This is a genomic window from Streptomyces sp. NPDC091972 (assembly GCF_044756385.1).
GTDB lineage: Bacteria > Actinomycetota > Actinomycetes > Streptomycetales > Streptomycetaceae > Streptomyces.
This window is the reverse complement of record NZ_JBIVSV010000003.1, coordinates 258,347-270,039: the sequence shown is the minus strand read 5'-3', so window position 1 is coordinate 270,039 and position 11,693 is coordinate 258,347. Positions and strand designations below refer to the sequence as shown.

Below are 11,693 nucleotides of genomic sequence, written 5' to 3'. Positions count from 1 at the left end.
CGCACAGCGCAGCACAGCAGCACCGCACGCCCCGCGACCGCGGTGGCGTGCTCCGGACCCGACCTACCGCTCCGGGGGGCCTCAGTGACCAGAACACGCCGTACCGGCACCAGACGTCCGCGGCTGATCGCCCCGGTGCTGGGCCTGCTGGTGGGGACCGCTCTCGCCGTGTCCGGCACCGGCGCGGCCGCGGCGCCCGCGGTCCGCTCCACGCCCTCCGCCGGATCGGTGTCCGACGCGGCCGCGGCCGTCGACTCCCTGCGCATCGGCGGGACTTCCTGGACCGTCGACGAGCGCTCCGGAAGGCTGCGGGTCTCCGCGGACTCCACGGTCACGGAATCGGACCTGTCACGCATCCGGCGGGCCGCCGGACGCTTCCCGGGCGCCGTGACCGTCGAGCGGCTCGACGGCCGGCTGCGCCCCCTCGTGTCCGGCGGCGACGGCATCCACGCGTCCGGCCGGCGCTGCTCGGCGGGCGTCAACGTGCGCGCCGGCTCCGCGTACTACTTCGTCACGGCCGGCCACTGCACCGACGGCATGCCCACCTGGTACACCAGCGCGGCCATGACCACGACGGTCGGCCCGACGACCGCGACCAGCTTCCCCGGCGACGACTTCGGCGTGGTGCGGTACGCCAACCCGGACGTACCGCACCCCGGCACCATAGGAACCGTCGACGTCACCGGGACCGCCACCGCCTACGTCGGCCAGAGCGTCTGCCGCCGGGGGGCCACCACCGGTGTCCGCTGCGGTGCGGTCACCGGCCTGAACGCCACCGTCAACTACGGGGGCGGCAGCACCGTCTCCGGGCTGATCCGGACCAACATCTGCGCCGAGCCGGGTGACAGCGGAGGCCCGCTCTACGCCGGGGACAAGGTCATCGGCATCCTCTCCGGCGGCTCCGGCAACTGCACCACGGGAGGGACCACCTACTACCAGCCGATCCAGGAAGTGCTGAACACGTACGGGCTGTCCGTCTACTGACGGCTCAACGGGACGCGCTGTGACGTGACGTGGCGCTCACCGGCGTCCGGTCCCGTCCCGGCCGTCCAGCGGGCAGTCGTTCGCCGACGCCGTGGTGTCCGCGCCCGCGGGCAGGGGCACGGTCCGGGAGGCCGGCGGCCGTGGGCCCGTGCCGAGCCAGCGCTCCAGTGCCGTGAACGCCGTGCGGTAGCAGGGCGCGAGGGGGCGCAGCCGGTCCGGGAACAGGTCCACCAGGGCGTCGGTGTGCGTGCCGCCCTCGATGCGGTAGTAGCGGTGCAGCCCGCCTCGTCCGGCCTCGCGCACCATACGGGCGTAGACGTCGGAGTCCTGACTGATCGGCAGCAGCACGTCCAGGGTGCCGTGCAGGGTGATCAGCGGCCTGCCGATCCGCCCGGTCAGGGCGATCCTCGCCACGGCCCGTCTGACCTCCTCCGGACGCGCGGAGTAGTCGTAGTCGGCGTCACAGGCCGGGGTGCCCGTCGCGCAGTACGGCGTCCCGGCCTCCGTGGCCCCGTCGAAACCGGGGTCGAGCTCCTCGCGGTAGATGCGCTGGGTCAGGTCCCAGTAGACCTGGTGGTGGTAGGGCCACAGGAACTCCGAGCCGGGCGGGAAGCCGGCGGCGTGCAGGGCCTCCCGCGCCTGCGGGGCGCCCTCGCCCCCGGCGGCGTACACCGGGTAGTGGCGCAGCGCCCGGGGCAGGAAGTCCAGCAGGGTGGGACCGTCGGCCCGCCACAGCGTGCCCTCCCAGTCGACTCCGCCGTCGTAGAGCTCCGGGTGGTTCTCCAGTTGCCAGCGCACCAGGTATCCGCCGTTGGACATGCCGGTCACGAGGGTGCGCGACGGGGGGCGGTGGTAGCGCCGGGCGACCGTGGTCCGGGCGGCCCGGGTGAGCTGGGTGAGCCGGTCGTTCCACTCGGCGACGGCGTCGCCGGGCGCCGTGCCGTCCCGGTGGAAGGCGAGACCGGTGTTGCCCTTGTCCGTGGCGGCGTAGGCGTAGCCGCGGGAGAGCACCGAGTCGGCGATGGCCCGGTCGTTGGCGTACTGCTCCCGGTTGCCGGGGGTGCCGGCGACCACCAGGCCGCCGTTCCACCGGTCGGGCAGCCGGATGACGAACTGGGAGTCGTGTCTCCAGCCGTGGTTGGTGTTGGTGGTGGAGGTGTCGGGGAAGTACCCGTCGATCTGGACGCCGGGCACACCGCTGGGCGCGGTCAGGTCCTTCGCCGTCAGTCCGGCCCAGTCCGCCGGGTCGGTGTGGCCCGTCCCGACCGTGCCGGTGGTCGTCAAGTCGGCGAGACACGCCGCTTGTTGGTACTCGGCGCCCGGCACGCGCAGCTCCGTGCGGTGCGCACAGTGGGCGCCGGGACGCTCCTCGGCGGCGGTGGCGGCGGGCAGAGGGGTGAGCGCGAGGGCCGCCACGGCGAGGACCGTGGGCACTCGGTGCGGCCGGGAGCCGGACGGGGAGCGGGGGGACAGACGCATCGATGTGCCTCCGAGGACGCGTACGGGATGCGCGGGAGACTAGGGCGCCGCACCCGCCCGCAGACATGGGGCCGTCAACCACCGTCCGCCCGGCGGTGATGGTGCCCGACACCATCCCGAGGGGAGAGACATGTGCCGACCGGGCCCGGCGCGACCGCACCTATGGGCTGCCCTCACACAGCCCCTTCCGCGGTCCTGGCTGCCCAACCCATGCCGAGGCCCAGCAGTGCGCCCCGATGATGCACGCCACACCAGTCCAACGGGCCCCGCCCGGGCATCGGGAGGCAGTCGTCATGGGACAGTCGCATCCTCCGTTCGACCGTACGAAGGGCCGCCGCACGACAGGCAGCCGCGTGCAGGGCCGGCACCTCGTCAGAGGCATCCGCCGCTGGGTGACCGCCGCGGCGGGCGCCCTGGCGCTCACGGGCGGTCTGATCGCCGTGGGCCCCCAGGCGTCCGCCGCGGGCCTGACCCAGGTCACCGGCTTCGGCAGCAACCCCGGCAACCTGTCCATGTACACCTACGCGCCGGACGTCCTGCCGCCCGGTGCCCCGCTCGTCGTCGCCCTGCACGGCTGCACGCAGAGCGCGAGCGACTACTACGCCCACTCCGGCTGGCCGAAGTTCGCCGACCGCTACGGCTTCGCGCTGGTCCTCCCGCAGACGAGCAGCGCCAACAACGCCAACTCCTGCTTCAACTGGTTCGAGCCGACGGACAGTTCGCGCGGCCAGGGCGAGGCTCTGTCGATCCGGCAGATGGTCGACAACGCCGTCGCACGGTACGGCAGCGACACTCGGCGGATCTACGTCACCGGCCTGTCGGCCGGCGGTGGCATGACCGCGAACCTGCTCGCCGCCTACCCCGACGTCTTCGCGGGCGGAGCCGTCGACTCGGGCCTGCCCGCGTCCTGCGCGACCACCGTGTCCGCGGCCTACACCTGCATGTACGGTCCGCCGGACCGGACCCCCGACCAGTGGGGCGACCTGGTACGCGCAGCGGCGCCCGCCGGCACCACCTCCTGGCCGCGCGTCGCGATCTGGCAGGGCTCGGCCGACACCACGGTCCGGCCCGCCAACGCCACCGAACTCCGCGACCAGTGGACCGACGTGTGGGGGATCGGCCAGACCCCCTCGCACACCGAGAACCTGAGCGGGGGCACCACGCTGGCCGTCTACGACGACGCCTCCGGCCGGGCCGCCGTCGAGGTCTACTCCGTGTCCGGCATGGCGCACGGGCTCGCGGTGGACCCGGGCAGCGGCGCCGAGCAGTGCGGCACCACCGGCACGTACTACCTGGACACCATCTGCTCCACCTACCACACCGCCCGCTTCTGGGGACTCGACGGCGGCGGCCCGGACACCGGTGCCCTGCCCGCGCCCACGGGACTGACGGTCACCGGGACCACCGACACCACCGTGGCGCTGAGGTGGGACGCGGTGCCCGGCGCGGCCTCGTACACCGTCCGCCGGGGCGGCACGAAGGTGGGCACCACCACGTCCACCGCGTACACCGACACCGGCCTGGCCACCGGGACCGCCTATCGCTACACGGTGACGGCCGCCGACCCGGCGGGGACCGAGGGCACGGTCTCCGCGGCGGTGACCGCGACCACGACCGGGTTCACGCCCACCTGTCACACGGCGAGCAACTACGACCACACGGCCGCCGGACGCGCCCACCAGAGCGGTGGCCGCACCTATGCCAACGGTTCCGACGAGCCGATGGGCCTGTGGAACACGTTCACCGTGCACACCCTGGAGCAGACCGCTCCCGGCTACTACGTCGTGGCGGACTCCGGCTGCCCGGCCTAGGTCCTGGGCGGCTCAGGAGCCGCCCAGGAAGGTGAGGCGCACCTTCCGCTGCGGGTTGTCCTTGTTGGTGTCCACCAGGCACACCGACTGCCAGGTCCCCAGCTCCAGGCCCCCGTTCACGACCGGCAGCGTGGCGTGCGGGGGCACGATCGCCGGGAGGACGTGGTCGCGGCCGTGGCCGGGGCTGCCGTGGCGGTGCTGCCAGCGGTCGTCGGCGGGGAGCAGGGTGTGGAGGGCGGACAGGAGGTCGTCGTCGCTGCCGGCGCCCGTCTCGATGATCGCGACGCCTGCCGTGGCGTGCGGCACGAAGATGTTGAGGAGGCCGTCGCGACCCGCGGCGGCCTCCCTCAGGAAGGCCTCGCAGTCGCCGGTGAGGTCGACGATCCGCTCCGACGAACCGGAGGCGACGTTCAGGACTCGGGTGGTGAAAGCGTCTGACATGCCCCCATCCTCACCCCTCTCGCCGGATTCACTCGTCATCCGGGGTCCGTCCCGCGATACGGCGGGTCCAGTCCGCGAGACACCGTTGACCGTGGACACGCCGACTGGCTAGCTTCGGCCGTATGTTGCGTTCAGCCCTGCTCACCACGCGCGGTCACATCGACCTGCTGCGGGTGGCCTCCGCCGCGTGTCGCCGCGGCCGCTGACGACCTTTTCTCCTTCCTTTCCCCACCCTCGCTCCGCCGACCGGCGCGCGCACTGATCCGTGCCGTCCGGCGCGGTGGCGTCGCGGTGTGCCTTTCACCGGCCGCTCTCCCCCTCCGTGGAGCATCATGAGCATCAGCCATGCCCCGCCCGGCTCTCCCGTGCCCGACATATCGGAAACATCCCGTCAGGATGCCGCCGGGCACACCACCCCCGACCTCGAACCCGTCGTCCCCGTCTCCTCCCGCCGCACCCGCGTACCCCGCTGGCTGCGCCGCACCACAGGCCCGGTCCTGCTGCTGGCGCTGTGGCAACTGCTCAGCGGCACAGGCGTGTTGGCCCCCGACGTCCTCGCCTCTCCCGGCCGTATCGCCCAGGTCGCCGGTGATCTGATCGCCGACGGCTCGCTGACCTCGGCCATGACGACCTCGCTCCGGCGGGTCGCGGGCGGGCTGCTCCTCGGCACGCTCCTCGGCACCGGACTCGCCCTGGTCTCGGGCCTGTTCAGGGTCGGCGAGGACCTCGTGGACGCGCCGGTGCAGATGCTGCGGACCGTGCCGTTCGTCGGTCTGATCCCGCTGTTCATCATCTGGTTCGGCATCGGCGAGGCCCCGAAGATCGCCATCATCACTCTGGGCGTGACCTTTCCGCTCTACCTCAACGTCTACGCGGGCATCCGCGGCGTGGACGCGCAGTTGATCGAGGCCGGGGAGTCCCTCGGTCTGTCGCGGTGGGGTCTCGTACGGCATGTCGTGCTGCCGGGCGCGCTGCCCGGTGCCATGACGGGTCTGCGCTACTCGCTCGGCATCGCCTGGCTCGCGCTGGTCTTCGCCGAGCAGGTCAACGCGGACTCCGGCATCGGCTTCCTGATGGTGCAGGCACGGGACTTCCTGCGCACCGACGTCATCGTGGTCTGCCTGATCGTCTACGCCTTCCTCGGCCTGCTGGCCGACTTCGTCGTCCGTTCTCTGGAAAGGCTGCTGCTGCAATGGCGACCGACGTTCACCGGCCGGTGAGCCCCCTGGTGTCCGACCCGTCCGGGCAGCCGCCGGCACCCGACGCCCCCCGCCCGGCGCAGGCCGTGCGCGTCGAGGGGCTGACCCGCTCCTTCGACGGCCGTGCCGTCATCGACGACCTCCGACTCGACGTCCGGCCGGGCGAGTTCGTGGCCCTGCTGGGCCGCAGCGGCTGCGGAAAGTCCACCCTGCTGCGCATCCTCGCCGGACTCGACCGGGACATCGAGGGCACCGTCCTGGTCCCGCGCCGCAAGGCGGTCGCCTTCCAGGCGCCCCGGCTGATGCCGTGGAAGAAGGTGTGGCGCAACGTCCTGCTCGGCCTGCCCGGCAAACCGGCGCGCGCGGTCGCCGACCGGGCGCTGGAGGAGGTCGGCCTGAGCCACCGTACGGACGCCTGGCCCAGGACGCTCTCCGGCGGCGAGGCCCAGCGTGCCTCCCTGGCAAGGGCGTTGGTGCGCGAGCCGGATCTCCTGTTGCTGGACGAGCCGTTCGGGGCGCTCGACGCGCTCACCCGGATCAAGGCCCAGCGCCTGGTGGGCGAGTTGTGGCAGCGCCGCGGCTGTGCGGTGCTGCTGGTGACGCACGACGTGGAGGAGGCCGTCCTGCTCGCCGACCGGGTCCTCGTGATGGACGGGGGTGTCCTCGCGCACGAGCAGGAGATCGACCTCGCCCGGCCGCGCGACATCACCGACCCCCGGTTCGCGGAGATCCGCGGGCGACTCCTTCAGCGCCTCGGCGTCGGCACGGCCACCGAAGCCGCCTGAACCCCCTCCCCCCGAAGCCGAGTTTCCACAGAACGGATCTCCCATGCGACGCCATCTCGCCCCCGCCGCACTGCTCCTCCCCTTCGCCCTCCTGCTCACCGCCTGCGGCGGGAACGCGTCCGCCGGCACGGGCACCGACACCGACGGCAAGGGCTCGCTCACGCTCGACGTCGGTGACCAGAAGGGCGGTTCGGAGGCGATCCTGCGGGCCGCCGGGGAACTCGACCACCTCGACTACAAGATCAAGTGGTCGACCTTCACGTCCGGCCCGCCCCTGCTGGAGGCCGTCAACGCCGAGGCCGTCGACATCGGCGGTGTCGGCAACACCCCGCCGGTGTTCGCGGCCGGCGCCGGCTCGAGGATCAAGGTGGTGGCGGCCTGGCACGGCACGTCCAAGGGCGACACCGTCCTCGTGCCGAACGGTTCCGGGCTGACCGCTCCCGCGCAGCTCAAGGGCAGATCCGTCGCCGTCGCGCAGGGGTCGTCCGCCCACTACCAGCTGGTCGCCTCCCTCAAGAAGGCCGGGCTCGGACTGGGCGACGTGAAGGTCAAGTACCTCCAGCCGGCCGACGCCCTCGCCGCGTTCACCTCCGGCAAGGTCGACGCGTGGGCGGTGTGGGACCCGTACACCTCGCAGATCCTCCGGGCGAAGCAGGGCCGCGTGCTGACGACCGGGGACGGCGTCACCAACGGTCTGACCTTCCAGGTGGCGGCGCCGAGCGCCTTGAAGGACAGGAAGAAGGCCGCCGCGATCGCCGACTACCTGGAGCGGCTCCGGCGCGCCTACAAGTGGGTCTACTCCCATGAGCAGGAGTGGGCGAAGGTCTGGGCCGAGGAGACGGGGCTGCCCGAGGACGTGGCGCTGGCCGCGGTGCGGCGGACGTACACCACTCGGGTCGCGGTCGCCGTGGACCGGCAGCTCATCGCCTCGGAGCAGGAGATCGCCGACACGTTCACCTCGCTGAAGCTGATCCCGCGGAAGGTGGACTTCGGGGACTTCGTGGACACACGGTTCAACGGTGATCTGCCGGCCTCGACGTCCGCGCCCCGCCCGTCCGAGGGCTGACCGGGAAGATCCACGGCCTCGCCACGGTTAGTAGAAAGGTGAACAACACGCGCGAGGTCGAGGTCGTCGTCGTAGGCGCTGGTCAGGCGGGTCTGTCCAGCGCCTACCATCTGCGCCGCACCGGTTTCGAGCCGGGTCGCGACTTCGTGGTGCTGGACCACTCCCCCGCCCCCGGCGGCGCCTGGCAGTTCCGGTGGCCGTCGCTGACGTACGGCAAGGTCCACGGCATGCACGCGCTGCCGGGGATGGAGCTCGAGGGCGCCGATCCGGAGCGACCCTCGTCGCAGGTGATCGCCGAGTACTTCGCGGCGTACGAGCGGGCCTTCGACCTGCGCGTACGCCGTCCGGTGGACGTCCGCGCGGTGCGGGAGGGCGACGACCGGAGGCTGCTGGTGGAGACCTCGGACGGCGTCTGGTCGGCACGGGCGCTGATCAACGCGACCGGCACCTGGGACCGGCCGTTCTGGCCGCGCTACCCCGGGCAGGAGACCTTCCGGGGGCGGCAGTTGCACACCGCCCAGTACCCGGGGCCCGAGGCGTTCGCCGGGCTGCGGGTGGTCGTGGTGGGCGGGGGCGCCTCCGGCACCCAGCACCTCATGGAGCTCGCCCCGTACGCGGCCGCCACCACCTGGGTGACCCGGCGCGAACCGGTGTTCCGTGAGGGTCCCTTCACCGAGGACGTCGGCCGGGAGGCCGTGGCGCTCGTCGAGGAGCGGGTCCGCCAGGGTCTGCCGCCCAAGAGCGTGGTGTCGGTGACCGGACTGCCCCTGAACGACGCGGTCCGGCAGGCCATCGCGGACGGCGTCCTCGACCGGCAGCCGATGTTCGACCGGATCACTCCGGACGGCGTGGAGTGGAACGACGGGCGGCACGTGGAGGCCGATGTGATCCTGTGGGCGACCGGTTTCCGGGCCGCCGTCGACCACCTGGCCCCGCTGCGGCTGCGCGAGCCGGGCGGCGGGATCCGGGTCGAGGGCACGCGCGCGGTCGCCGACCCACGGGTCCACCTCGTCGGCTACGGCCCGTCGGCGAGCACCATCGGCGCCAACCGCGCGGGCCGTGCGGCCGTGCGGGACATCAGGCGGCTGCTGACGGCGGAGCCCGCCGCCGCCTGACGGCCCCGTCACATCACCCTGGCGCGGCGGAGTTCTTCTGGTTCTTGTTGAACTCGGCCACGTTGCGCCGGTGTTCGTCGAAGCTGTTGGTGAAGCGGGTGTCCCCCGGCTTCACCGTCACGAAGTACAGCCAGTCCCCCGGGGTCGGGTTGATCGCCGCCCGCATCGCGTCCTCGCCCGGGTTGTCGATCGGCGTCGGCGGCAGGCCCATGCGCTGGTACGAGTTGTAGGGGCTGTCGATCCGCAGGTCGGCACCGGTCGTCCGGAGGGTGGAACGGTTCAGCGCGTAGTTGATGGTGGAGTCCATCTGCAACGGCATCCCGCGCTCCAGCCGGTTGAAGATGACCCGGGCCACCTTCCCCATGTCCGCCTTGTTCGCCGCCTCCGCCTGGACGATGCTCGCGATGGTGACGGCCTGATAGACGTTCAGCGCGTTCCGCTGGGCGCCCGCCGCGATGGGAGCGCCGTTGAACTTCTTGTTCGCGGTGTCGACCATGAACGCGAGCAGCGCCTCGGGCGTCGTCTTCCTCCCGCTGCGCTCCAGGGGATAGGTCGCCGGGAAGAGATAGCCCTCCGGGTTGCCCTCCGCGTCGTTGGGCAGCTTGAGGTGCGCCTTGGCCAGGGATTTCTTCGCGGTGCCCGGTGGCCGGGCGAGTGCCTTGTCGACGGCGTCGTAGATCTGCCCGGCCCGCCAGCCCTCCGGGATCACCAGGGTCGCGGGCTCCCTTTCCCCCTCGGCCCGCAGGCTGAGCAGCGGCACCGCCACGGCGGTGCCGGCCACGACGGCCCCGGTCGCGATGAGGACGAGTCGGCCCCTGCGCGTCAGTCGAATCGTGCTCCGTGGCGGAGTGTTCCTGTGCATGCGGGCACGGTAACCCGCATATCGTCACAAACCAGGCATATCTTCGGCTTGTCGGTGTGGGTTCAGCTCGTCGGTTCCAGTTGCGCGGACCCCTGGGCGGTGTCCAGCCGGGCGTCCCGGCGCACGAGCTCCGCGTACCGCCCCTGCCGCTCCAGCAGCTCCTCGTGCGTACCGCGCTCGGCCACCCGGCCCGAGTCCAGGACCACGATCTGGTCGGCACCGCGGACGGTGGACAACCGGTGCGCGATGGTGAGCGTCGTGCGGTTGGCCGACAGCGCGTCGATGGCCTCCTGCACGGCGTGCTCGGTACGGGTGTCCAGCGCACTGGTCGCCTCGTCCAGGATGAGGACCGGCGGATCCCGCAGAATGGTCCGCGCGATGGCCAGACGCTGCTTCTCACCACCGGAGAAGCGGTGGCCACGCTCGCCGACGACCGTGTCGTAACCGTCCGGCAGCGAGGCGATGTGGTCGTGGATCTGGGCCGCCCGCGCCGCCTGCTCGATCTCCTCGTCGGTCGCGTCCGGCTTGGCGAAGCGCAGGTTGTCGGCGACCGAGGCGTGGAAGAGGTACGTCTCCTGCGAGACGACCCCGATGCCCCGCGCGAGGGTGTCGAAGTCCAGGTCGCGCACGTCGACCCCGTCGAGGGTGACCCGGCCGCCCGTCACGTCGTAGAGCCGCGGGACCAGGTAGCCGAGCGTGGACTTGCCGGCGCCGGTCGGGCCGACGACCGCGAGACTGCTGCCCGCGGGGACGTCGATGTCGATGCCGTCGAGGACGGGGCCCCGCCCGTCGTCGTCGCCGTCGTAGCGGAACTCCACGTTCTCCAGGCGGACCTCGCCCTTGACGCGGTCGAGGTGGACCGGGTCCTCCCGCTCGGTGATGTCGATGGGCAGGTCGAGGTACTCGAAGATGCGCTGGAAGAGCGCGAGCGAGGTCTGGATCTGGACGCCGGTCGACAGGAGACTCACAGCCGGGCGGAACAGGCCCTGCTGGAGCGAGACGAAGGCCACGATGGTGCCGATGGAGATGTCCGGGCCGCCGGTCCGCAGGGCGAGGCCCGCGGTCCAGTAGATGAAGGCGGGCATCGCGGACATGACGATCCCGATCACGGCCATGCGCCAGCGTCCGGCCATGTTCGACCGCACCTCGAGATCGACCAGGCTCTCGGACTCGTCGGCGAAGGACCGGGTCAGCGAGTCGGAGCGGCCCATGGTGCGGCCGAGCAGGATGCCGCTGACGGAGAGCGACTCGGTGACGGTCGCGGCCATCGCGGCCATCTGCTTCTGGCGCTGGGTGGTGATCTTCTTGCGTTCGTTGCCGACCCGGCGGCTGATCCACACGAACACCGGGAGCAGCAGCAGCGAGACGACGGTCAGGCGCCAGTCGAGGGCGATCATCGCGACGATCGTGGCGACGACGCTGGTCAGGTTGGAGACCAGGGAGGTGGCCGTCGAGGTGACGGTGGCCTGCATGCCGCCGATGTCGTTGGCGATGCGGGACTGCACCTCGCCGGTGCGGGTGCGGGTGAAGAAGGCGAGCGACATGCGCTGGAGGCGGCCGTAGACCGCGGTGCGCAGGTCGTGCATGACGCGCTGGCCGACCGTCGTGGAGATCAGGGTCTGCAGGACGCCGAAGATGCCGGTGAGGACGGCACTGAGGATCATGCCCAGCGCGAGCAGGCTGAGCAGTCCGGTGCGGCCCTCGGGGATGGCCACGTCCAGCGTCTCCTTCAGCAGGAACGGGGTGGCCACGGTGACGAGGGAGGAGGCGCCGACCAGCAGGCCGACGACGGCGAGCTTGGCGCGGTAGGGCTTGAAGAGCCGGAGGATGCGGCGCACCTGACGCGGTTGGTCGGTCTCGGTGCCGGGGGTGGGGGTCCAGTCGATGTGATCGCGGGGCATGGTCTCCTACGGAGGGTGAGGTGAAGAGGACTGTCGGAGCCTAGCTCATT

General features: G+C 71.9%; 11 protein-coding genes. 7 read left to right on the top strand and 4 right to left on the bottom strand.

Annotated features, from left to right (window positions below; all coding sequences use genetic code 11):
- The first annotated feature begins 84 nt into the window (after positions 1-84).
- Positions 85-984: a S1 family peptidase gene (locus ACIQJT_RS10345; RefSeq protein ID WP_402641800.1), complete on the top strand. Its 900-nt coding sequence runs from the start codon at positions 85-87 to the stop codon at positions 982-984.
- 36 nt (positions 985-1,020) lie between these two features.
- On the opposite strand, the gene ACIQJT_RS10340 is transcribed toward ACIQJT_RS10345, so the two are convergent.
- Positions 1,021-2,463 (bottom strand): tannase/feruloyl esterase family alpha/beta hydrolase, encoded by a 1,443-nt coding sequence (locus ACIQJT_RS10340; RefSeq protein WP_402641798.1) that lies wholly within the window; start codon positions 2,461-2,463, stop codon positions 1,021-1,023.
- A 293-nt stretch (positions 2,464-2,756) separates the two neighbouring features.
- Here ACIQJT_RS10340 and ACIQJT_RS10335 point away from each other — a divergent pair, with 293 nt between their 5' ends.
- Positions 2,757-4,274, top strand: coding sequence for an alpha/beta hydrolase family esterase (locus ACIQJT_RS10335; RefSeq protein WP_402641795.1), 1,518 nt, complete (start codon positions 2,757-2,759; stop codon positions 4,272-4,274).
- A 12-nt stretch (positions 4,275-4,286) separates the two neighbouring features.
- Here ACIQJT_RS10335 and ACIQJT_RS10330 read toward each other — a convergent pair whose 3' ends face one another.
- Complete coding sequence (locus tag ACIQJT_RS10330; RefSeq protein WP_365448762.1) at positions 4,287-4,715, bottom strand: secondary thiamine-phosphate synthase enzyme YjbQ; 429 nt, start codon at positions 4,713-4,715, stop codon at positions 4,287-4,289.
- Between the two features lie 122 nt (positions 4,716-4,837).
- On the opposite strand from ACIQJT_RS10330, the gene ACIQJT_RS10325 reads away from it, so the two are divergent.
- The 5 genes from ACIQJT_RS10325 (at position 4,838) to ACIQJT_RS10305 (ending at position 8,880) form a co-directional block, all read left to right on the top strand.
- Complete coding sequence (locus ACIQJT_RS10325; RefSeq protein ID WP_313884353.1) at positions 4,838-4,921, top strand: putative leader peptide; 84 nt, start codon at positions 4,838-4,840, stop codon at positions 4,919-4,921.
- Positions 4,922-5,047: 126 nt separating this feature from the next.
- Positions 5,048-5,935 (top strand): ABC transporter permease, encoded by an 888-nt coding sequence (locus ACIQJT_RS10320; RefSeq protein WP_365448760.1) that lies wholly within the window; start codon positions 5,048-5,050, stop codon positions 5,933-5,935.
- Positions 5,908-6,699: an ABC transporter ATP-binding protein gene (locus tag ACIQJT_RS10315; protein WP_402641793.1), complete on the top strand. Its 792-nt coding sequence runs from the start codon at positions 5,908-5,910 to the stop codon at positions 6,697-6,699. The genes ACIQJT_RS10320 and ACIQJT_RS10315 overlap by 28 nt, the downstream gene beginning before the upstream one ends.
- A gap of 43 nt (positions 6,700-6,742) precedes the next feature.
- A complete protein-coding gene (locus ACIQJT_RS10310) occupies positions 6,743-7,765 on the top strand; it encodes an ABC transporter substrate-binding protein (RefSeq protein ID WP_365448756.1) in 1,023 nt (340 codons plus the stop codon).
- Between the two features lie 38 nt (positions 7,766-7,803).
- Complete coding sequence (locus tag ACIQJT_RS10305; RefSeq protein WP_365448754.1) at positions 7,804-8,880, top strand: NAD(P)-binding domain-containing protein; 1,077 nt, start codon at positions 7,804-7,806, stop codon at positions 8,878-8,880.
- Positions 8,881-8,893: 13 nt separating this feature from the next.
- Here the strand turns inward: ACIQJT_RS10305 and mltG are convergent, their stop codons facing one another.
- Positions 8,894-9,742: an endolytic transglycosylase MltG gene (gene mltG, locus ACIQJT_RS10300; RefSeq protein WP_402641790.1), complete on the bottom strand. Its 849-nt coding sequence runs from the start codon at positions 9,740-9,742 to the stop codon at positions 8,894-8,896.
- A 62-nt stretch (positions 9,743-9,804) separates the two neighbouring features.
- Positions 9,805-11,643, bottom strand: a complete 1,839-nt coding sequence (locus tag ACIQJT_RS10295; protein WP_365448750.1) for an ABC transporter ATP-binding protein — start codon at positions 11,641-11,643, stop codon at positions 9,805-9,807.
- Between the last annotated feature and the right edge of the window lie 50 nt (positions 11,644-11,693).